A 20558-nucleotide genomic window follows, 5' to 3' on the forward strand; every position below is an offset into this window, starting at 1 on the left:
ATAGTGAATTACGCAAGGTCGATTTCTCCGCTTGGCGGTTTGTTCTATCCAACAACAGTTTTTTTATCCGACAATTGTTACCAGCCCAGGGAGAACATGGTTTCCAGATCGTGGCGGGAATGCACCTGCATTGCATTCAAGGTTTCAGTGTCACTCACGCCTTCCACGGCATTGAGACGTTCCGTCACCAACTCCGCGAGGCTTTCAAAGTCACGGGTCCGGGCAATGGCCACCAGATCGTAACGTCCACAAGTGGAATAGACCTCGCTGATGCCTTCGACGTCCGCCAGACGCTCGGCTACCGCTTTCACTTGGCCTTTCTCGGTGTTGATCAAGATGACAGCATTTTGCATGACGAGCCCTTCATAAAAAGAAATGCGCAGCGAGTATAACACCCACCTCTGTTTGCCACAGCACTCGCCCGCGGCCGTGACTAATTGTCGCTGGGTTGAAACAGGTATTCGCAGACCGTGTCGCCTTCCGCTAGCATAGGTTTCGGGACTCCGTTGTTCAGATGTTATCGGAGTAAGAGGTGGGCAAACCACCCTATCAATCGTGACCATACGTCAGACCGTGACGTTTAAGGAGACACCATGGCTAATCAAAGCCGTCGCAAGTTCATGCGTAACAGCCTTATGGGCCTTGCCGCCTTGCCACTGGGCGCCGGCATCCTTTCCAAGGCTGCCTTTGCCCAGACCTTACCCCGCCTGGACCCTTCCTCCAGTAACGCCCAAGCCCTGAATTATGTCGAAGTGGCCAGCGAAGCCAGCGATCATCCGGCCTACAGCGAAGGCGAATTTTGCAATAACTGCATGTTCTTCGTGGAAGAGAATGAAGGTTGCCAGCTATTCCCGCAAAACAGCGTAGAACCCCAGGGCTGGTGCCAGTCCTGGACTGCTCAGATGTAATCTGTTTCTGCCTGAAGCATCTTAAGCAGCTGTACCTTTGTCCCGCGTCTAGACGCGGGACAATTGTCTGTGTAGCAATTCTGTATAGCAGCTCCATCTACTTCCTGTAGATGAGCTCAAGGACCGGCCTGAATCTCCTCCCCTTCTATCGGCCAATGGTACCGTCGAGTAACACGCTCCGCTTCAAAGGAGTCAAGCCTGACCGGAAAGCCCCATAATTGATGCAGATGGCGCATTACCGGGTAGACACTCCGTCCTAGCGGGCGCCGTGCATCCTGGACGTGATGCAGCGTCAAGGAACGATCCCCTCGAATATCCGCCTCGACTATCTGAACATTGGGCTCACGGACCGAAAGCGCGTATTGCATGGCCAAGGCTTCGCGCACACGCCGATAGCCACGCTCATTGTGGATGGCGCCCACTTCCAGGGTTTCCTCCTGGTCATCGTCCACTACCAGAAAGAGCTTCAGGTCGCGCATCACTTTGGGAGATAGAAACTGCTGAATAAAGGATTCATCCTTGAAGTTACGCATGGCAAATTCCACCGATTCGCGCCATGAGCTTCCCGCCATATCCGGAAACCACTCCCGGTCTTCCTCGGTTGGCGACACACAGATACGTTTTATGTCGGTAAAGATGGCAAATCCCAGCGCGTAAGGGTTAATGCCGCTGAAATTGGGACTATCGAAATCGGGTTGATGGATAACCGCTGAGTGCGACTGAAGAAACTCCAGCATCAATCCTTCGTCAACTAAGCCATCATCGTATAGCCGATTCATCAAAGTGTAATGCCAAAAGCATGCCCAGCCTTCATTCATCACCTGGGTCTGGCGCTGGGGATAAAAATACTGGGCCAACTTGCGTACGATACGTACGATCTCGCGCTGCCAAGGCGCCAGCAGTGGCGCATTTTTCTCGATGAAATACAGCAGGTTCTCCTGTGGCTCAGAAGGATATCGGCCAGTGGCATGCAATCCCAGCGGATCGTTTTCCGGGCTCATGCCACCCGCTAGCGACGCATCACCGCGCGGGGGTTCAGGAATAGTCCGCCAGAGCATATTGACCTGAGTCTGGAGATAGGTTTCCCGTTCATCTTGGCGACGTATTTCTTCTTCTGCCGAAATCGGCGATGGCCGCTTATAGCGATCCACACCGTAGTTCTGCAAGGCGTGACACGCATCCAGCAGCTGTTCCACGGCCTGGACCCCATGGCGCTCTTCGCACTGGGCAATGTACTTGCGGGCGAATACCAGATAGTCGACGATCGATTCGGCATCCGTCCAGGCCCGGAATAGATAATTGCCCTTGAAGAAGGAATTATGCCCATAACAGGCATGGGCCATGACCAGCACCTGCATCATCAGGGTGTTCTCTTCCATGAGATAGGCGATGCAGGGGTCGGAATTGATCACCAGCTCATAGGCCAGGCCCATCTGGCCCCGCCGGTAGGCCTGTTCCACGGCCAGAAACTGCTTGCCGAACGACCAATGATGATAGCCCACCGGCATGCCTACGCTGGCGTAGGCATCCATCATCTGTTCAGTGGTGATGACTTCGATCTGGTTGGGATAAGTATCCAGGCGGTATTCATCCGCCAGACACGCAAGTTCCGTATCGAAACGCTGGAGTATGGCGAAGTTCCAGTCAGAGCCGCTGGCAATTGGACGGCGTTTGTCATTCATGGCGCACTCCTTGAGTGTCGTCTCACTGTCTCTGGCTGAGCCGACGCTTGAACAGCTCGCGAAACACCGGATAAATGTCTCCGGCTTCGACGATCTGGCGCATGGCGAAGCGGTCGGAAAACACCTCAGCCACTGTCTCGTACTCCTGCCACAGGGATTGATGCTCATGCGGGGTGATTTCCACGTAGGCAAAATATTGCAGTTGCGGCATCAGTTTCTTGAGCAGCAGTTCCCGACAGACATCCGAATCATCGTCCCAGTTATCCCCATCGCTGGCCTGGGCCACATAGAGGTTCCACTTCCCGGGGGGATAGCGCGCCTCGATGATCTTGTCGACCAACCTCAAGGCGCTGGAAACGATGGTCCCGCCGGTTTCGCGTGAGTAGAAGAATTCCTCCTCGCCCACTTCCCGCGCCGCCGTATGGTGGCGCACGAAGACCAGTTCGACTTTCTCGTAGTGCTTCTCCAGAAACAGATACAACAGCAGGAAAAAGCGCTTGGCGATATCCTTGTGGTTTTGCGTCATCGAGCCCGACACATCCATGACGCAAAAGATCACCGCCTGACTTGACGGCTGCGGCTGAGCGCTGAGCTGGTGGTAACGCAAGTCATAGGTGTCGATGAACGGTATTGCCTCAAGGCGTTTTTCCAGCCGCTCGATTTCCGCTTTGAGTTCGATGATTCGCGCCGGATTACGTAACACGGAATCCTTGCGCTCTTCCGCTTGCAGCGCCTCCTGAGCTTTCTTCAAGGCACGCCGGATCGGCGCGCGCAAGGCAATCCGCCGGGCATAGGCTTCTCGCATCGAGCGGGTAATACTGATACGTGAAGGTACACCGTCACGGCTCAAGCCGGCCCGTACCATTTTCACTTCATCCAGGGACTTGAGCGGCTTGCGCTGCAAATGCGGAAGTTCCAGACCATCGAAGACGAACTCCAGAAACTCTTCTCGGCTCAAGGTGAAGGCGAATTCGTCCATGCCTTCACCTTGGTTGGAGGCATCGCCTTGGCCTCCTCCCTGGCCGCCCTGCCCCTTGGGGCGTTGTATCCGGTCGCCTTCGAGAAACTCCTTGTTACCCGGCGCCACGATCGAGCGCGAACCACCCTGGCCATGTTGAAACACCGGTTCGGAAATATCCTTCGTGGGTATCGAAATCTTTTCGCCACGCTCCATGTCGGTGATCGAGCGTCGGTTGACCGATTCTTCCACGGAGCGCTTGATATGCTTACGATAACGCTCCAGAAAGCGCTGCCGATTCACAGCGCTCTTGTGCTTGGCATTGGGCCTTCGATCGATGAAATAGGTCATGTGACCTCCCGGCAAGGCTCACTGAGATTTACGCACTCGCAGATACCACTCCGACAGCAAACGCACCTGCTTCTCGGTATATCCGCGGTCCACCATGCGCGCCACGAAATCCTCATGCTTGCGCTGATCCGATGTCGACGCCTTGGCATTGAACGAGATCACTGGCAGAAGCTCTTCGGTATTGGCGAACATCTTGTGTTCGATCACCCCTTTAAGTTTTTCATAAGACTGCCAGCTGGGGTTCATGCCATTGTTCTGAGCACGCGCCCGCAGCACAAAGTTGACCACCTCATGACGAAAGTCCTTGGGATTGGAAATACCCGCCGGTTTCTCGATCTTTTCCAGCTCGTCATTGAGCGACTGGCGGTCGAGCAGCGCACCGGTTTCCGGGTCCCGGTATTCCTGATCCTGAATCCAGAAATCGGCATAGACGACGTAGCGGTCAAAGATGTTCTGGCCATATTCGCTATAGGATTCAAGATAGGCGGTCTGGATCTCCTTGCCGATGAAGTCGACGTAGCGCGGGGCCAGAAACTCCTTGATAAAGCCCAGATAACGCTCATGGACTTCACTGGGCAGCTGCTCACGCTCGAGTGCCTGTTCCAGCACATACAACAGATGTACCGGGTTGGCCGCTACTTCCGTGCCATCGAAGTTGAACACCTTGGAGAGAATCTTGAATGCAAAGCGCGTGGAAAGCCCCTGCATGCCTTCGTCCACACCCGCTGCATCACGGTATTCTTGGATCGACTTGGCGCGTGGGTCAGTGTCTTTCAGGTTTTCGCCGTCATAGACGCGCATCTTGGAAAAAAGATTCGAGTTTTCCGGCACATTGAGCCGTGAAAGCACCGAGAACTGAGACAGCATGCGCAGGGTGTCCGGCGCGCAGGGCGCTGCATTCAAGGAGGAGTCTTCGAGCAGTTTCTCGTAGATCTTGATCTCCTCGGAAACCCGCAGGCAATAAGGCACCTTGACGATATATACCCGGTCGAGAAATGCCTCGTTGTTACGGTTGTTACGAAATGCCTGCCACTCGGACTCGTTGGAGTGAGCCAGGACGATACCGTTGAAAGGAATCGCCCCCATCCCTTCGGTGGGGTTGTAGTTGCCTTCCTGGGTGGCGGTCAGCAATGGATGCAGCACCTTTATAGGCGCCTTGAACATCTCGACGAATTCCATCAGCCCTTGGTTGGCGCGGCACAGCCCGCCGGAGAAGCTGTAGGCATCCGGGTCATCCTGGGAATAAAGTTCCAGTTGACGAATATCCACCTTACCTACCAGAGAGGAAATATCCTGGTTGTTCTCGTCACCGGGCTCGGTCTTGGAAATGGCAATCTGATGCAGCCGCGAGGGATACAGGCGCACCACGCGGAATTCGGAAATATCCCCGCCGTACTCCTTGAGCCGCTTGGCCGCCCAGGGCGACATCACGCTTTTCAGGTAGCGCTGCGGAATACCGTATTCCTTTTCCAGCAGCTCGCCATCTTCCTCGGGAGAAAACAGGCCCAAGGGCGACTCATACACCGGAGAGCCCTTAATGGCATAGAACGGAATACGCTCCATCAACAGCTTCAAGCGTTCCGCCAGTGATGACTTACCCCCACCCACCGGCCCCAGCAGGTAGAGAATCTGCTTACGTTCCTCCAGTCCTTGAGCAGCATGGCGAAAATACGCCACGATCTGTTCAATGGCTTCTTCCATGCCATGAAATTCCGCGAACGCCGGATAGCGACGAATCACCTTGTTGGAGAAAATCCGCGAGAGACGCGGATCCTTGGCGGTATCGATCACTTCGGGCTCGCCTATGGCTTCAAGCAACCGCTCTGAAGCGCTGGCATACGCAGACGCATCGCGCCGGCACAACTCCAAGTACTCCTGCAGGCTCATGTCTTCCTGCTGAACACGGGAAAAACGATTTTGAACGTGGTCAAAGATGCTCATTGATGCCTCCTCTGGCCCAACCTCAGCGATACGACGCGTCGGCTAACGCGAGGTACTTCTTCTATCAGCGTAGTCAGCATTAGCGATAACGATGATGGTCGCTTCAACGCAACCCAATTTTGTTTTATTCGTTCTATTCTAAGAAAGCCTGAAAGGAAATTGGTTGCGTTGAAAGCAGAAGATTTGAACAGAGCAGCAAACGGAGAAGGCGGGGAAGGATCAGCTCAGGGCGGTTTGAATATCGGCAATCAAGTTATCAAGCAGCGCAGTGGTGGTATTCCAGGCACATACAAAACGCACCCCACCGGCCCCAATGAACGTATAGAACGTCCAGCCACGCTGGCGCAGAAACTCGATCACCGCCGGCGGCAATTCCACGAACACACTGTTGGCCTGGGTGGGAAACATCAGGGATATGCCTGGCAAGGCGCTCAGCCCTTCGGCCAGATAACTTGCCATGGCATTGGCGTGTTGCGCATTGGTGCGCCAGGCGCCACTTTCCAGCAGCCCTAGCCAAGGCGCCGCCACGAAACGCATCTTGGAGGCCAATTGGCCGGCCTGCTTGCAACGCCAGGCAAAATCTTCGGCCAGGTCACGGTTGAAGAACAGGATGGCTTCCCCGAAGGCCAGGCCGTTCTTGGTTCCGGAAAAACACAGGGCGTCTATCCCTACCTGCCAGGTCAATTCCGCCGGGGTGACGTTCAAACTGGCACAGGCATTGGCGAAACGGGCACCATCCATGTGCAGGCGCAGGTCGTACTTGTCGGCAACCGCCCTTATGGCCAGCAATTCCTCACGCGAATAAAGCGTGCCCACTTCGGTGGGTTGCGTCAGCGAAATGACTTTCGGTTTCGGGTAGTGAATGTCGTTGCGCTTAGTGACCAGCGCCTCGATGCCTTCCGGGGTCAACTTGCCGTTGGGGCCCGGTGCAGTAAGCAGTTTGGACCCATTGGAGAAGAATTCCGGTCCCCCGCACTCATCAGTTTCGATATGCGCCAGTTCATGACAGATCACGCTGTGATAACTGCGCGCCATGGCTGAAAGCACCAGGGAGTTGGCTGCGGTACCGTTGAAAACGAAAAACACTTCGCAATCATAGTCGAATAATTCACGAAAACGATCCGCCGCCCGAGCCGTCCAGTGATCATTGCCATAGGCCAGATCGTCCGTCTGGTTGGCTTTGAGCAGGTATTCCATCGCTTCCGGGCAGATGCCGGAAGTGTTGTCGCTGGCAAGAAAGCGCGGAGTGCACTCCGAAGTCATGAGTAAAAGTCCTTGTAGGCAAGCGTAGTCGCGGCGCCAGCCGGGTGCCACCGGCGCCATGGACGGCCAAGACGGGATAACCGCTTGGCCGGATACGTCACCTTATCGCCCTTTCCTTCGAGCGTCACCCGGCAGACTACAGCGCTGCCGCCAGACGCGTGCCTTGTTCGATGGCGCGTTTGGCATCAAGCTCGGCGGCCTCATCGGCGCCGCCAATGATATGCACCGCGACACCTTCCGCATTCAATGGTGCCAACAATTCACGTACCGACTCCTGCCCGGCACATACCACAATGCTGTCAACCGTCAATACCCGGGCAATCTCATCCTGGCGTATATGCAGCCCCTGGTCATCGATCTTGAGGTAGTCACAGCCCGCCAGGGTGGTGACGCCCCGTTGCTTAAGAGAAACGCGGTGCACCCAGCCCGTGGTCTTGCCCAGATACTTGCCCGGCTTGGAAGCCTTGCGCTGGAGCATGGTGATTTCTCGCGGCACCTCAGGCGGTTGCGGGGCCTTCAGCCCACCTCTCGACAAAACGTCCAGGTCGACGCCCCATTCATCGCACCAGGCGTCGACATCCAGCGTCGGGTGGCCCTGATGCGAAAGCAGTTCCGAGACATCGAAACCGATGCCACCGGCACCGATCACCGCCACACGCCGACCCACGCGTTCGGGGTGGGTGATCGCCTGGGCATAACTCAGCACGCTGGGGTGGTCACTGCCGGGCAAGGCCAGCTCGCGAGGGCGCACCCCGGTAGCCAGTATCACCTCATCGAAGCCTTTCAACGCCTGAACGTCGGCCTGAGTGTTCAAACGCACTTCCACAGCGTATTTGTCGAGCATCACCCGGTAATAGCGCAGGGTTTCGGAAAACTCCTCCTTGCCGGGAATTTTGCGCGTGTAGTTGAACTGCCCGCCAAGCTCGGCGTTTTGCTCGAACAGCACCACCTCGTGACCACGGCCGGCGGCCGTTACCGCCGTCGCCAGTCCCGCCGGGCCGCCACCCACCACCGCCACTCGCTTGATCCGGCTCGCCGGCTCAATCATCAACTCCGTTTCATGGCAGGCACGCGGATTGACCAGACAGGAGGTCAACTTGCCGGCAAAGGTATGATCCAGACAGGCCTGATTGCAGGCGATACAGGTATTGATTTCCTGCGACTTGCCCGCCTGGGCCTTTTCCACCCAGGCCGGGTCGGCGAGAAACGGGCGCGCCATGGACACCATGTCGGCATGGCCTTGCGCCAATACCCGCTCAGCGGTTTCCGGCATGTTGATACGGTTGGTGGTGATCAGGGGAATGGAAAGCTCAGCTTTCAGGCGCTGCGTGACTTGCGTAAACGCCGCACGCGGCACACTGGTGACGATGGTGGGTATCCGGGCTTCGTGCCAGCCGATACCGGTATTGATTACATCGGCACCGGCCGCTTCAATGGCCCGTCCTAGGGCGATTACCTCTTCCCAGGTGCTGCCATCCGCCACCAGGTCGATCATCGAAAGGCGAAAGATGATCAGAAAATCCTTGCCGACCGTCTCGCGAATCCGCCGCACGATTTCCACGGCGAAGCGGATGCGATTGGTGAAACTTCCGCCCCATTGATCTTCGCGGTGATTGGTGCGCGGACAGATGAATTCGTTGATCAGATAGCCTTCCGACCCCATAACTTCCACACCATCGTAACCGGCTTCCCGGGCAAGGGCGGCGCAGCGCACGTAATCATCGACTTGTTGCTCAACTTCCTGGGTGCTCAAGGCGCGCGGCATGAAGGGGTTTATCGGCGCCTGAAGCGCCGAAGGCGCCACCAGATCCGGAGAATAAGCATAACGACCGGCATGCAATATCTGCATGCAAATGTAGCCTCCGGCCTCATGTACCGCCTTGACCATCTCTTGATGAGGCGGCAGCTGATCGTTATCTATCAAGGCATTGGCATTCTCGAATACCGCACCTTCCCGATTAGGGGCGATACCCCCGGTTACGATAAGGCTCACCCCATGGCGCACCCGCTCGGCATAGAACACCGCCAAGCGCTCGAAGCCTTCCGGCACCTCCTCCAGATTGGTATGCATCGAGCCCATGAGAATACGATTGGGCAGTGTCAGGTGCCCGACATTCAAAGGACGAAACAGATGGGGGTAGGCAGACGCTTGCGACATGATAGAGTCTCTTTTGTTAGTAGAGTAACCAATCGAAGTAACCAGTCGATACTGGTAGCGTCCAATCGAAATTCAAACAAGCGTATGCCATCCTGAGTGTGACGTACAGCCCCTGCCAAGCTTGCCAACAGGAACATCCCATGCCGTTGATCTACTTTCTGGTCCCCCTGGCCACCGTACTGATCTGGTCGGGCAACATGACCATCAACCAGCTCAGCGTCGGTGCCATTGCTCCCACCAGTATCGCCTTTCTGCGCTGGGTGTTGGCCCTTGCCGTCATGACGCCCTTCGTGCTGCCGGCAGTATGGCGTCACCGGGAAGAACTCGGCCGCCAGTGGCCGAAACTGGCTTTTCTCGGCTTGCTCGGCATGGGCTTGTGGCAAGGGTTGGCCTACGTGGCGGCGGAAACCACCAGCGCGACCAACATGGGCATCCTGGCCGCCATGGTACCCCTTCTCACCGTACTGCTGAGCGCCCTGATCCTGCGTGTCGCACCGACGCTTGGCGGCATCGCCGGTGGGGTAGTGGCATTTATCGGGGTAACGGTGCTGCTGGGGCGTGGCAACCCGCTTTCGTTGCTGCACCTTGAAGTGGCATTCGGTGATGCGCTGATGGTAGTGGCCGCCAGCTGCTACGCCCTGTATGGGGTGATGCTGAAACGCTGGCCGATGGCACTGCCGCCCTGGGTAATGCTGTATGCCCAGGTGTGCTTTGCCGTGCTCTTCTTGCTGCCAGGCTATCTTCTCGGCCCGATGACGCCCGTCAGTACCGCTAATATCGGTTTGATCCTGTATGCCGGCATCCCGGCTTCCATCATTACCACCTTCCTGTGGATGCGGGCGGTACGCCAGATAGGTGCCAACCAGGCGAGCATCTTCATCAACTTGATGCCGTTGTTCAGCGCCTTGATTGCCATGGCATTTCTTGGCGAAATCGTGGCCGGCTTCCATCTCGTCGGCGGCCTGTTAATACTTGCCGGCGTGATCATGGCGCAACTGCTGACCCAGCCACTGAACCGCCTGCCTCGAACCCGAGAGTCTCTGTCTTGATGAGGAAACGTCTCTTTCTTGATGATGCAACAATACTTGAAAAGCCAGATAAGCCAGCTAGGTTTACATCATCATCCAAAAAAAGTCGTCACTATTATAATGAATGGATGCTAATGCCCCTTAACCAAAACGATACGAGGTTGTCATGAAACATATCCTCAAGGCTGCGGCGCTGGTTGGCACATTCAGTTTATTGTCAGGCATGGCGGTTGCAGAGCAGCCCGGTGAAGACATCGACCCGAACAGTGGTGTGGAGTCGGCAAATGACCCCGACGACGCCATGTTCGATCCCCAAGGCAAGGTAGAAAATGGAGAAATAGTTCCGGGCAGCGGCGTCGATAGCGCGAATGACCCTGACGACGCCACGTTCGATCCCCAAGGCAAGGTAGAGAATGGAGAAATAGTGCCGGACAGCGGCGTGGATTCGGCCAATGATCCCGATGATTGATCTTTAATGCTAACCCCCTGCAATGCGAGAAAGCCCCGGCCGCCGGGGCTTTTTGTTGCGTAAAGCTAAGACTGTAATGCGTAAAGCTGGGGAGCCGTAACGGGTAAAGAGTGCCAACGGGCTTCCGGTCGAAGGGATGCGACATGTTAGGATGGTCGATCTATTTTCGAAAAAGGGGTGAGTAATGTCCCTCGAAGAACTGCATCTCAATCTGCGCAACCTGACCCCGGACGATTACGAGCCGCTCAAGGCTCTGATGGATGCCGTCTATCATGACATCGGGGGCGCCTGGCCCAAACGCACCATCGACAAGCTGATCCAGGAATTTCCCGACGGCCAGATCGCCATCGAAGACGAAGGCAAGCTGATCGGCGTGGCCCTGACCGTGCAGGTGGATTACGACGACTTTTCCAATCCGCACAAGTACGACGACTTGATCGGCCACCGTGAAATCATCCTCAACGATGAGGATGGCGACGCCATGTATGGGCTGGATGTACTGATTCACCCCGACTATCGCGGCTATCGTCTCGGACGGCGTTTATACGAAGCGCGCAAGGAGCTATGCCGCTCACTGAATCTGCGTGCGATTCTCGCCGGCGGGCGGATTCCCGGCTATCACCAGCACTCCGACTCACTTTCCCCCGCCGAGTACATAGAAAAAGTCTCGCGCAAGGAAATCTACGACCCGATTCTCTCCTTCCAACTGGCCAACGGCTTTCAGGTCAAGCGCCTGTTGCACAAGTACCTGCCGGAAGATGAACAGTCGCGGGGTTATGCCACCCTGCTCGAGTGGAATAACATTCTGTACGAGCCCGCCGAAAGCGTACTCGAAACTCGCCCCACTCAGGTGCGCGTGGGCGCGGTGCAGTGGCAAATGCGTGAGTTCGCCTCGGTCGAAGCGGCATTGCAACAGATTGAATACTTCGTCGATGCTCTGTCCGATTACCAGAGCGATTTTGCCGTTTTCCCCGAGCTGTTCAACGCCCCGCTGATGGGGCTGCAAGACCGTTCCGCCCAACAGGACCAACTGGGGGCCATCCGCTTTCTGGCCGGCTTCACCGAACGCTTCAAGACTGAACTTTCACGCATGGCGATCTCCTACAACATCAACATTATCGGCGGTTCGATGATCGAAGTAGGCGACGACGACCGTCTCTACAACATCGCCTATCTGTTCCATCGCGACGGTAACGTTGAACGCCAAGCCAAATTGCATATCACCCCGCAGGAACGGCGCGACTGGGTGATCGAAGGTGGCGATGAACTGAGGGTCTTCGACACCGACGCCGGGCGCGTGGGGATTACCATCTGTTATGACGTGGAATTCCCCGAGATCAGCCGTCTGCTCGCCGACCAGGACATGGACATCCTGTTTGTGCCCTTCTGGACCGACACCAAGAACGGCTATCTGCGTGTGCGTCACTGTGCTCAGGCGCGCGCCATTGAAAATGAATGTTACGTGGTGCTATGCGGCAGCGTGGGTAACTTGCCGTCAATCGAAAATCTGGATATCCAGTACGCACAATCGGCGGTGTTTTCGCCATCGGATTTCGCCTTTCCCCACGATGCGGTATTGGCGGAAACCACCCCCAACACCGAAATGATCTTCTTCTCGGATCTGGATCTTACCCGCCTGACTGTGGTGCGGGCCGAAGGCTCGGTGACCAACCTAAAGGATCGCCGCAAGGATCTGTTCGATCTGCGCTGGCGTGACTGGTCGTGGAAGTCCGGGGCCAATCTCGACGACCAGTAGTGAGCCATCACCTAAGGCCAGAATAGATGCGTGGGGATGCGGCGATGAGCATCGACCACAATGCCCTCCTCGCGCAGTTTTTCCATCTGACGTTGCGCGCCGCCATGATCCGCCACGCGGCGGGTTGCCGATACCACGCGATGCCATGGCAGCGTATTTCCTTCGGGTAGTTTACGCATCGCCGTTCCCACCATTCGCGGTGTGGCACCCTCGGTCATTGCCGCAATGCGCCCGTAGGTCGTCACCCGTCCCGCTGGAATCTGATCGACAATCGTATAAATCTGCTCAAGCAGGTCAGGGCGCGACATCGTTACTCTCCTCGCGTTCCGTGCGTTGCATTCCTCATGACAGGCTGACCTTGGTCACCCCACTATTGAGGAAAAGTTCAGCTCAGGATACGTTAGCGTATCCTGATGGCTTCGGCTGCGCGTATAGGCGTCATTTTCATGCAAGGCAGATTAATCAAGGTAATCGTTGGAGGGCTGACGCTTCTGCTGTTGGGGGCCATGTGGCAGTGGCTGAGTACTAATGACTTTCTCACCGCTCAACATCTGGCAGAGCTTGCCAGTCAGCTTTCTCGCTGGCGCAATGCACCCTGGATGTTTCTGGTGGTCATGCTCATCTATGCCGCTGCCTTGCTGATAATGCTGCCGCTCAGCTTGCTGGTGGTGGGCACCGGCTTGCTTTTTGGTCCGACCTGGGGGTTTGGCTACGCTCTGCTAGGTACGCTGGCGTCCTCGGCGGTTTCCTACTGGGTGGGCCGCTGGCTGGGGCGCGACGCCTTGCTGCATTACGGCGGCCGCCATTTACGGGGTATGTCACGCTATTTATCGCGGCGCGGGATTCGCACCATGATCGTGATCAACCTCTTGCCGCTGGCGCCTTTTACCCTGACCAACATGATGGCCGGCGCCTTTCACCTGAAATTTCGCGCCTACATGATCGGTTCCACCCTGGGCATTGTGCCGGGCCTGGCGGTTCTCATGCTACTGAGTAGCCAGCTTGAAGCGCTTCTTACCGCTGAAAACCGTTTCGAATTGGGGCTTGCCGTGGGCGGTCTGGCGCTGGCCGTGGTGGCGATGTGGGGCCTGAACCGTTACGCCGCTCGTCGTCGTCAACGGCGATTGCGTCATTGAGATGGATGGAGGCCAGCCGACTACTTGCGAAAGGTTTCCGGCGTTTTGGAAGGCGCCAGCAGGTCGCTTTCGGGCTTGTCCTGAAACACCAGGCGCAGTACTCGCCCGCGGTGGCAAAGCAGTTGCCACTCCGCTTCCAATCGGCCCCGCACCCGCCCCCAGGCATCAGTATCGACATTCTGATGGGTGGTATTCTCCGTAGCGATCACCTCTCGGTAGACGTCCAGACAGCGCGCCGCACAGCAGGCTTCATCAAAACCTCTTGCGGTATTCAGCGCGCCTTGGCGCAACATTTCACGCAAGGCTTTTTCGCTCATGCCGGCGAGCACTTCACATAGCGCACCTGCGTCGTCACTGGGTAGAAGCCAACCGTTTCGGCCTTGTTCCACCACTTCACGTACGCCGGGTGCATCGATCGCAGCGACCGGCAACCCGGCAGCCATCGCCTCGACCAACACCATTCCCTGGGTCTCGCTATGCGAGGCGAAGGCGAACACATCCATGCCATGGTAGGCATCGATCAGGGTCTGACCATGCAATTTACCGGTGAAATGAAAGCGTTCGACCACTGAAGCCTCGGTGGCCGCACGCTGCATGGCCAGGCGTGCATCGCCTTCCCCCACCACAAGAAAGTGGGTCTCCGGCTGCTTGCGCAGCAATTGCACAATGGCCTCGGTCAGAAAAGGCAGGTTTTTTTCGTTCGCCAGCCTGCCCACATGCCCGACCACATAAGCCTTTGCTGGAATCTTGTATCGTCGGCGAAGCTCGGCGCCATCTCCCTGCGAGAAGCGCTGCGTATCGACACCACTGGGCACCACATGCACCGCCGGGTTTGCCCCACGCCTGTGCAATAAATCCCTGATACTCTCGCTGGGTGCGATAACCGCATCGCATAGGTGGGTATATTCCGTGGATAACGCCACAGCGAAGCGTTGCATGCGCGGTGAATCCCCAGGCACGTAATGGGTATAGTGTTCGTAAAGCGTATGATGAGTGAATACCAAGGGTAAGCCGTAGGTCTCGGCAGTTCGCGCCGCGGTATCACCCAACAGGAAGGGATGATGGGAATGCACGATATCGGGGGCGAACGCTTCTATCGCCTCGTAAAGCTGGCCGGGAATCGGAACCGGCAGTGAAAAATCACTGCCGTTGAAATGCTGAACCGCTGCCACTCGAATCACATCGGATTCATGCCTCGGCTGCCCTGTCATCTTGGGCGCCACCACCAATACTTGATGCCCCAGTGCCTGAAGGCGAGATTTAAGCCGCTTGACCGACTCACTGACGCCACCCACGATTGGACAATATGTATTGGTAAACATGAGTATGTTCAAACGATTGGCTCCCTGGTTGTCGCTTTTTCCCACCCTTATCGCCCAACACTTGCGTACCCGACGATGAAGGGTGACTATCCTGATTACCATATTCAAGATAGGCGATAAAAGAATCAAAGACATCGACACCCACCACCATTCCCTGACATCCGCCACTCAAAACACACAAGGAGGCGTGGGAAAGGCGGTAGCCAAGGCGTACTGACGTACATTGCGCTATCCCTGCCCGGCTAAAAGCCGGGAGTATCCCGCGTAAATCGATGAACCTTTATTTTTTGAACTCTCTCATTGATACGTTTCAGTCCTATGTATGGTCGCTTGCGATTGCGCTGATTATTCTACTGGGGCTGCACTTGGCCGCCTATATTCATGGCTACCAATTTCTGGTTTATCGCTGTTATGGCGCGATTATCGCCTCACTGCTGGTGGGCGCCTCCGCCTTCTGGTGGCTTCCTTTACTGGTCGACTCGCAATTGGCCTACGTGGATTCGTTTTTCGGCTGGGTGGTGCTCGCTACCTGCGCATTCTGGGTGGCGGTAATCGCCTATCTCTACCTGCACCCCTTGAGCTTTCTGTTACGCGAGACCCGCGACTGACCCTACGCCGTCATTCATCACCTTCGTTAATTTTTTGAGTCAGGAGACCAGCTAATGCGTAAATTGTTATACGCAAGTATCGCCGGGGTGACGCTCTCCGGATGTACCGGCATCCCCAAGGGCACCGAGGCGGTCACTGGCTTTGAGCTCGAGCGCTATCTTGGCCAATGGTACGAGGTCGCCCGTCTGGATCATTCCTTCGAGCGGGGGCTGGATTGCGTTACTGCAGATTACAGCCTGCGCGATGACGAGGGGGTGCGCGTCATCAATCGTGGCTACAATCTGGAGGAGGGTACTTGGAACGAAGCGGAAGGACGGGCCTATTTCATAGAAGACAAGACCGTTGGAAGGTTGAAAGTCAGTTTCTTCGGCCCTTTCTATGGTGGGTACAATATTCTTGAACTGGATGAGGACTACGACTGGGCATTGGTGGCCGGACCCAATCGCGATTACCTGTGGATACTCTCGCGGACTCCGCAACTCGACCCCCAAGTCGAGCAGCGATTGCGGCAACGTGCCGCCGAGCTGGACTTTCCGATAGACGACTTGATCGAGGTGGAGCAAGGCAATGCATGCCCAAATCCTCCAGCCTCCGCCGCCTGACGTGTTCTTTCGCTAAACAAGCTTCCTATAGAACAAGCTAAGCGGTAGCCAGACAGCCAAGACCCGAAACGACTCGACTAGACCGGATACCTCAAGGATTATTTTTTTATGACTATCGATGAGTTTTTCCAGCACCTCTGGCACGACTACACTGCCATGACGCCCCAGGCCAAGCGTATCCATGACGCCTTGATCGAAGACGGTGAAACCATCGTCAACGATCACGTGGCCTTTCGCACCTTCGACCGCGGCCCGATCACCTTGGCGGCTCTCGAACCTCATCTGTTGGCACTGGGGTATACGCCGCTTGAGCCTTATGATTTCGAAGCCAAGTACTTGCGTGCCTGGGGCTACCTTCCACCCCAGCAGGACCAGCCGAGGGTATTTCTTTCCGAATTGAAGTGCGATGAACTTTCTCTGGAGTCTCAAGCAGTCATCGACCGCCTGGTGGCGCAGGTCGATCCGGGTTCAGTCAACACGCCCGAGATTCTGTGGAGCGGTCGCCTATGGGAAGCGCCCACTTTCGATGAATACCGCCTCTTGATGGGAGAGAGCGAATACGCGGCTTGGCTTTCGATCATCGGGCTAAGGGCCAATCACTTCACCATCAGCGTCAATCATCTGACGCATTACGACAGCGTGGAAAAGCTGCTCGAAAAGGTCGAATCGCTGGGGTTGAAAATCAACGAATCCGGGGGCAGGGTCAAGGGGTCACCCGAGGCGCTACTGGAGCAGGGATCGACACTTGCAGACCGTCAGCCGTTCACCTTTGCCGACGGCCGGGTAGAAGAAATCGCCACCTGCTACTACGAATTTGCCAAGCGTTATCCAAAAGCGGATGGCACGCTGTTTCAAGGTTTTGTCGCCGCTAGCGCCGACAAGATATTCGATTCCACCAAAATGTCATGACTCCTCGATTCATGGCCTTCAGCGAACTTAATATAACGGCTGGCCTGGGTGCCAGTTTAAGGAGTGCCCCTCTATGAGTCACCGTATTGCTGTGATCGCCGGTGACGGCATCGGTACCGAAGTCATCCCCGAAGGGCTGCGCGCATTGAAAGCAGTCGCCGAACGCTTCGATATTGCGCTTGAGTTTCAGACATTCGACTTCGGCAGCTGCGACTATTATCTCGAACACGGCAAAATGCTGCCGAACGACTGGTTCGAGCAGCTCAAGGACTTCGATGCGTTGTTCTACGGGGCGGTGGGCTGGCCGGAAAAAGTACCCGATCACATCTCGCTATGGGGCTCGCTTTTACAGTTCCGTCGGCGCTTCGACCAGTACATCAACTTGCGCCCCTGCAAGCTGATGCCTGGCATCAAGAGCCCGCTGGCCGGACGTAAGCCGGGCGATATCGACTTTTACGTGGTACGCGAAAACACCGAAGGTGAATACTCGAGCGTGGGCGGCAAGATGTTCGAGGGCACCGAACGCGAGGTAGTAATTCAGGATACGATCATGACGCGCACGGGCGTGGACCGCGTGCTCAAGTACGCGTTTGAACTGGCGGCCACCCGCCCTCGAAAGAAGCTCACCTCGGCCACCAAATCCAACGGCATCTCGATTACCATGCCCTACTGGGATGAACGCGTGGAGGCGATGGCCGCGGGCTATCCGGAAATCGCTGTGGACAAGTTCCATATCGACATTCTCACTGCCAACTTCGTGCTTCACCCGGACTGGTTCGATGTGGTGGTGGGCAGCAACCTGTTCGGCGATATTCTCTCGGATCTCGGCCCCGCCTGTACCGGCACCATCGGCATCGCTCCCTCGGCTAATATCAATCCGGAAGGCAATTTTCCCAGCCTGTTCGAGCCGGTTCACGGCAGCGCCCCGGATATCGCCGGCAAGGGCATTGCCAACCCCATTGGTCAAATCTGGTCGGGGGCGATGATGCTTGAGCACCTAGGTCATCAGGAGGCCGCCGATACGCTGGTAAAGGCTATCGAAGCGGTACTGGAAAGCGGGGACGCCCAGCTATTGACGCCTGACATAGGCGGCAATGGCACCACCCAGAGCCTGGGGCGCGCCATCGCCGAGCGAATTGCCGCTGATATCAGCCCTTGAGCTTTTATCAGTCCTTGAGCTTCGCGGTAATGCCTGCCACATATTCGCCCTGAAAACGGGCGATCTTGAGCTCGCGTTCATCGGGCTGGCGCGAGCCGTCGGCGCCGGCCATGGTGGAGGCTCCATAGGGCGTTCCGCCACTGGCCTGGGAAATATCGAACTGCTCCTCGATACCATAACCGATCGGCACGATCACCATGCCGTGGTGGGCCAGCGTCGTCCAGGTGGAGGTAATGGTCATCTCCTCTCCACCTCCGGTACCGGTGGACGTGAAGACACTGGCCACCTTGCCGCGCAGTGCACCGCTGAACCACAGCCCGCCGGTCTGATCGAAAAAGGTGCGCATCTGTCCGGTCATGTTGCCAAAGCGCGTGGGCGTTCCCACGATGATGGCGTCAAAGTCGGCCAGTTCCGCAGGGGTGGCCTCCTGAGTATCAAAGTCCTGTTTGCCGCCGGCCTTCTCGTAAGCCTGAGGGTCCATGGTTTCCGGTACACGCTTGAGCGTCACTTCCACTCCCTCGACGGCCTTGGCGCCTTCCGCTACGGCCTTTGCCATGGTGTCGATATGCCCGTACATGGAATAGTAAAGTACCAGAACCTTAGTCATGAACTGACTCCTTGCTGTAATGGAAAGCTGTGATAGATAGCTGTTGTGGATATCAGAGGGTGCACATAGGCAAATGGCCAAAACACCAGCTTTCAAGATAGACGAGTTAACGGCTGAAAAAAGCGAAGGTTTTCGATGCCTTGATGCGATTTTCTCGATAGAACTCGCCCAGCCAGTGATATGTGCCCGGCTTGCGCTCTTTCTTCCTTGTCGCTATTAATAGAGAACGTTGATTCAATGGGAGGCACAGTCATGACGATTTTCGAAGCGCTACGCCAAGACCACGAGATTCAGCGAGACTTGCTCAGCCAGCTGGTTGCCACTCAGGGTGCCAGCGAGGAACGCGATACGCTTTATAAAAGAATACGCACAGAGCTGCACTCCCACGCCGCAGCCGAAGAGCGGGCGCTTTACGTACCCATGCTGGAAGTTGACTTGACTCAGGAAAAGGCCCGTCACAGCATCGCCGAGCATCACGAAATCGATGAATTGCTCGAACGCCTGGATGAGACTGACTACAGCGCCACCAGCTGGTTGACCCACGCCAAGCAGCTTCAGCATCTGGTGACTCATCATCTCGATGAGGAAGAACAGGAAGCATTCCAGCTAGCCGGGCGTGGCCTTGCCGACGACCAAAAAACAGCGCTGGCCGACGAATACCAGCAAGAAATGCAGCGACAACGAGATGCCTGAATGTTAAACGATTGGCTGGATGCAGCCTTGGGTGGCGATGAGACCAGCGTCTTGAGCGGCAACCTGCCCTTGGGGCGTTATTACTCCCCTGCCCCGGGCATTCTGGAACTTATCCCTACTCAACCACGCCCTGACGCACACGCCTGTATCATTTCCGCCGCCATTCACGGCAATGAAACCGCCCCGGTGGAGCTTGTCGGCGAATTGCTGGCAGGGCTTGAGGCCGGCACACTTTCTCTAGGGGCGCCGGTACTGATCATTCTGGGCAACCTGACAGCGCTGGTGAACAACGAACGCTTTATTACCACTAACCTCAACCGTCTTTTTAAACGCGGTCTTGAAGATGTTGGGGAGGAACCCAACCGCGCTCGGGAACTCATGGCGGCCGTGGATACATTCTATCAATCACATGTCGGTTTTCCTGCCCTGCACTATGATCTGCATACCGCCATTCGTGAGAGCCGTTACCCGCGCTTTGTGGTTGAACCGTTTGCCGAAACGCCTACTCAGCCTGAGCAATGGCAATGGCTGGCCGCGGCCGACATCCAGGCCGTCTTGCGTCAACATCAGCCCAGCTGGACGTTTTCTCATTATTCGCGACACTACCACGGCGCCCAATCGTTTACTCTTGAGCTCGGCCGTGTTGCGCCCTTCGGCGACAATGACCTCCAGTCCCTCCAGCCCTTCCTTGGGCTATTAAAGGCCTTGGTAAAAGGGGAGCCGCCCGCCACCGCAGTCCCCCAGAGCATGGCGTTCTTCCAGGTGACCCACGAGATAAGGCGCCATTCAGTGGACTTTCAGCTGTGTTTTTCCGAGGCTATTCCCAACTTTACGGCGTTTCCACCGGGTGCCTGTCTGGCTTGGGACAGTGCGACAGGTGAGTTTCGTGTGGAGGGAGCACCGCTCCATGTGGTATTTCCCAACGCTCGAGTGGCGCTTGGCGAACGCGCGGCACTGCTGGCAACATCTACCACTAAAGTCGAATAATCAAAATGCTACCGTTGACG

20 protein-coding genes are annotated in these 20558 nt (G+C 56.4%); 11 read left to right on the forward strand and 9 right to left on the reverse strand.

The genetic code is table 11. The features are described 5' to 3' along the window. Positions 1 to 77 precede the first annotated feature (77 nt). On the reverse strand, positions 78 to 353 hold the full coding sequence (locus tag LG290_RS12425; RefSeq protein ID WP_114486176.1) for an Lrp/AsnC family transcriptional regulator: 276 nt from the start codon (positions 351 to 353) through the stop codon (positions 78 to 80). Between the two features lie 240 nt (positions 354 to 593). On the opposite strand from LG290_RS12425, the gene LG290_RS12430 reads away from it, so the two are divergent. Continuing rightward, a complete protein-coding gene (locus LG290_RS12430; protein WP_160417799.1) occupies positions 594 to 908 on the forward strand; it encodes a high-potential iron-sulfur protein in 315 nt (104 codons plus the stop codon). 116 nt (positions 909 to 1024) lie between these two features. Here the strand turns inward: LG290_RS12430 and LG290_RS12435 are convergent, their stop codons facing one another. The 5 genes from LG290_RS12435 to LG290_RS12455 all read right to left on the reverse strand — a co-directional run bounded on the left by LG290_RS12435 (position 1025) and on the right by LG290_RS12455 (position 9261). Further along, positions 1025 to 2590, reverse strand: a complete 1566-nt coding sequence (locus LG290_RS12435) for a SpoVR family protein (RefSeq protein ID WP_499835068.1) — start codon at positions 2588 to 2590, stop codon at positions 1025 to 1027. Between the two features lie 22 nt (positions 2591 to 2612). Beyond that, positions 2613 to 3899, reverse strand: coding sequence for a YeaH/YhbH family protein (locus LG290_RS12440; protein WP_499835069.1), 1287 nt, complete (start codon positions 3897 to 3899; stop codon positions 2613 to 2615). Positions 3900 to 3917: 18 nt separating this feature from the next. Continuing rightward, the gene (locus tag LG290_RS12445) at positions 3918 to 5840 is read right to left on the reverse strand and encodes a PrkA family serine protein kinase (RefSeq protein ID WP_499835070.1); all 1923 of its coding nucleotides are present in this window, start codon (positions 5838 to 5840) and stop codon (positions 3918 to 3920) included. Positions 5841 to 6059: 219 nt separating this feature from the next. Continuing rightward, entirely contained in the window at positions 6060 to 7103 is a 1044-nt protein-coding gene (locus LG290_RS12450; protein ID WP_160417795.1) for a threonine aldolase family protein, read from the reverse strand. Between the two features lie 136 nt (positions 7104 to 7239). Further along, on the reverse strand, positions 7240 to 9261 hold the full coding sequence (locus LG290_RS12455) for an oxidoreductase (protein WP_499835071.1): 2022 nt from the start codon (positions 9259 to 9261) through the stop codon (positions 7240 to 7242). A 140-nt stretch (positions 9262 to 9401) separates the two neighbouring features. On the opposite strand from LG290_RS12455, the gene LG290_RS12460 reads away from it, so the two are divergent. From LG290_RS12460 to LG290_RS12470, 3 genes are all read left to right on the forward strand, one after another. Next, positions 9402 to 10310 carry a DMT family transporter gene (locus LG290_RS12460; protein WP_499835072.1) on the forward strand — a complete coding sequence of 303 codons (909 nt, stop codon included), beginning with the start codon at positions 9402 to 9404 and terminating at the stop codon, positions 10308 to 10310. A 145-nt stretch (positions 10311 to 10455) separates the two neighbouring features. Then, positions 10456 to 10758: a hypothetical protein gene (locus LG290_RS12465; RefSeq protein WP_499835073.1), complete on the forward strand. Its 303-nt coding sequence runs from the start codon at positions 10456 to 10458 to the stop codon at positions 10756 to 10758. Between the two features lie 184 nt (positions 10759 to 10942). Further along, positions 10943 to 12514, forward strand: coding sequence for a GNAT family N-acetyltransferase (locus LG290_RS12470; RefSeq protein ID WP_499835074.1), 1572 nt, complete (start codon positions 10943 to 10945; stop codon positions 12512 to 12514). A gap of 11 nt (positions 12515 to 12525) precedes the next feature. On the opposite strand, the gene LG290_RS12475 is transcribed toward LG290_RS12470, so the two are convergent. Next, positions 12526 to 12822 (reverse strand): MGMT family protein, encoded by a 297-nt coding sequence (locus LG290_RS12475; protein ID WP_160417790.1) that lies wholly within the window; start codon positions 12820 to 12822, stop codon positions 12526 to 12528. 138 nt (positions 12823 to 12960) lie between these two features. Between LG290_RS12475 and LG290_RS12480 the strand changes: the two genes are divergently transcribed. Next, on the forward strand, positions 12961 to 13650 hold the full coding sequence (locus tag LG290_RS12480; RefSeq protein WP_499835076.1) for a TVP38/TMEM64 family protein: 690 nt from the start codon (positions 12961 to 12963) through the stop codon (positions 13648 to 13650). Positions 13651 to 13670: 20 nt separating this feature from the next. On the opposite strand, the gene LG290_RS12485 is transcribed toward LG290_RS12480, so the two are convergent. Next, complete coding sequence (locus tag LG290_RS12485) at positions 13671 to 14972, reverse strand: glycosyltransferase (RefSeq protein WP_499835077.1); 1302 nt, start codon at positions 14970 to 14972, stop codon at positions 13671 to 13673. A 287-nt stretch (positions 14973 to 15259) separates the two neighbouring features. Here LG290_RS12485 and LG290_RS12490 point away from each other — a divergent pair, with 287 nt between their 5' ends. The 4 genes from LG290_RS12490 to LG290_RS12505 all read left to right on the forward strand — a co-directional run bounded on the left by LG290_RS12490 (position 15260) and on the right by LG290_RS12505 (position 18251). After that, on the forward strand, positions 15260 to 15580 hold the full coding sequence (locus tag LG290_RS12490) for a hypothetical protein (protein WP_499835078.1): 321 nt from the start codon (positions 15260 to 15262) through the stop codon (positions 15578 to 15580). A 54-nt stretch (positions 15581 to 15634) separates the two neighbouring features. Then, positions 15635 to 16183 (forward strand): lipocalin family protein, encoded by a 549-nt coding sequence (locus LG290_RS12495; protein WP_499835079.1) that lies wholly within the window; start codon positions 15635 to 15637, stop codon positions 16181 to 16183. 108 nt (positions 16184 to 16291) lie between these two features. Continuing rightward, positions 16292 to 17092 (forward strand): DUF1338 domain-containing protein, encoded by an 801-nt coding sequence (locus tag LG290_RS12500; protein WP_499835080.1) that lies wholly within the window; start codon positions 16292 to 16294, stop codon positions 17090 to 17092. A 73-nt stretch (positions 17093 to 17165) separates the two neighbouring features. Further along, positions 17166 to 18251 carry a tartrate dehydrogenase gene (locus LG290_RS12505; RefSeq protein WP_499835081.1) on the forward strand — a complete coding sequence of 362 codons (1086 nt, stop codon included), beginning with the start codon at positions 17166 to 17168 and terminating at the stop codon, positions 18249 to 18251. Positions 18252 to 18258: 7 nt separating this feature from the next. Here the strand turns inward: LG290_RS12505 and wrbA are convergent, their stop codons facing one another. Beyond that, complete coding sequence (wrbA, locus tag LG290_RS12510) at positions 18259 to 18858, reverse strand: NAD(P)H:quinone oxidoreductase (RefSeq protein ID WP_499835082.1); 600 nt, start codon at positions 18856 to 18858, stop codon at positions 18259 to 18261. A 252-nt stretch (positions 18859 to 19110) separates the two neighbouring features. Here wrbA and LG290_RS12515 point away from each other — a divergent pair, with 252 nt between their 5' ends. Then, on the forward strand, positions 19111 to 19551 hold the full coding sequence (locus tag LG290_RS12515; protein ID WP_499835083.1) for a hemerythrin domain-containing protein: 441 nt from the start codon (positions 19111 to 19113) through the stop codon (positions 19549 to 19551). Continuing rightward, positions 19552 to 20538 (forward strand): succinylglutamate desuccinylase, encoded by a 987-nt coding sequence (locus LG290_RS12520; RefSeq protein ID WP_499835084.1) that lies wholly within the window; start codon positions 19552 to 19554, stop codon positions 20536 to 20538. Positions 20539 to 20558 lie beyond the last annotated feature (20 nt).

Source organism: Halomonas sediminis (assembly GCF_044871105.1).
Lineage (GTDB): Bacteria > Pseudomonadota > Gammaproteobacteria > Pseudomonadales > Halomonadaceae > Vreelandella > Vreelandella zhuhanensis.

Coding starts and splice junctions, on each gene's coding strand:
- LG290_RS12455 (WP_499835071.1), bottom strand. CDS start 9,261: ATGTCGCAAGCGTCTGCCTACCCCCATCTGTTTCGTCCTTTGAATGTC.
- LG290_RS12425 (WP_114486176.1), bottom strand. CDS start 353: ATGCAAAATGCTGTCATCTTGATCAACACCGAGAAAGGCCAAGTGAAA.
- LG290_RS12520 (WP_499835084.1), top strand. CDS start 19,552: ATGTTAAACGATTGGCTGGATGCAGCCTTGGGTGGCGATGAGACCAGC.
- LG290_RS12515 (WP_499835083.1), top strand. CDS start 19,111: ATGACGATTTTCGAAGCGCTACGCCAAGACCACGAGATTCAGCGAGAC.
- LG290_RS12505 (WP_499835081.1), top strand. CDS start 17,166: ATGAGTCACCGTATTGCTGTGATCGCCGGTGACGGCATCGGTACCGAA.
- LG290_RS12445 (WP_499835070.1), bottom strand. CDS start 5,840: ATGAGCATCTTTGACCACGTTCAAAATCGTTTTTCCCGTGTTCAGCAG.
- LG290_RS12500 (WP_499835080.1), top strand. CDS start 16,292: ATGACTATCGATGAGTTTTTCCAGCACCTCTGGCACGACTACACTGCC.
- LG290_RS12465 (WP_499835073.1), top strand. CDS start 10,456: ATGAAACATATCCTCAAGGCTGCGGCGCTGGTTGGCACATTCAGTTTA.
- LG290_RS12495 (WP_499835079.1), top strand. CDS start 15,635: ATGCGTAAATTGTTATACGCAAGTATCGCCGGGGTGACGCTCTCCGGA.
- LG290_RS12450 (WP_160417795.1), bottom strand. CDS start 7,103: ATGACTTCGGAGTGCACTCCGCGCTTTCTTGCCAGCGACAACACTTCC.
- wrbA (WP_499835082.1), bottom strand. CDS start 18,858: ATGACTAAGGTTCTGGTACTTTACTATTCCATGTACGGGCATATCGAC.
- LG290_RS12435 (WP_499835068.1), bottom strand. CDS start 2,590: ATGAATGACAAACGCCGTCCAATTGCCAGCGGCTCTGACTGGAACTTC.
- LG290_RS12440 (WP_499835069.1), bottom strand. CDS start 3,899: ATGACCTATTTCATCGATCGAAGGCCCAATGCCAAGCACAAGAGCGCT.
- LG290_RS12430 (WP_160417799.1), top strand. CDS start 594: ATGGCTAATCAAAGCCGTCGCAAGTTCATGCGTAACAGCCTTATGGGC.
- LG290_RS12475 (WP_160417790.1), bottom strand. CDS start 12,822: ATGTCGCGCCCTGACCTGCTTGAGCAGATTTATACGATTGTCGATCAG.
- LG290_RS12460 (WP_499835072.1), top strand. CDS start 9,402: ATGCCGTTGATCTACTTTCTGGTCCCCCTGGCCACCGTACTGATCTGG.
- LG290_RS12480 (WP_499835076.1), top strand. CDS start 12,961: ATGCAAGGCAGATTAATCAAGGTAATCGTTGGAGGGCTGACGCTTCTG.
- LG290_RS12470 (WP_499835074.1), top strand. CDS start 10,943: ATGTCCCTCGAAGAACTGCATCTCAATCTGCGCAACCTGACCCCGGAC.
- LG290_RS12485 (WP_499835077.1), bottom strand. CDS start 14,972: ATGTTTACCAATACATATTGTCCAATCGTGGGTGGCGTCAGTGAGTCG.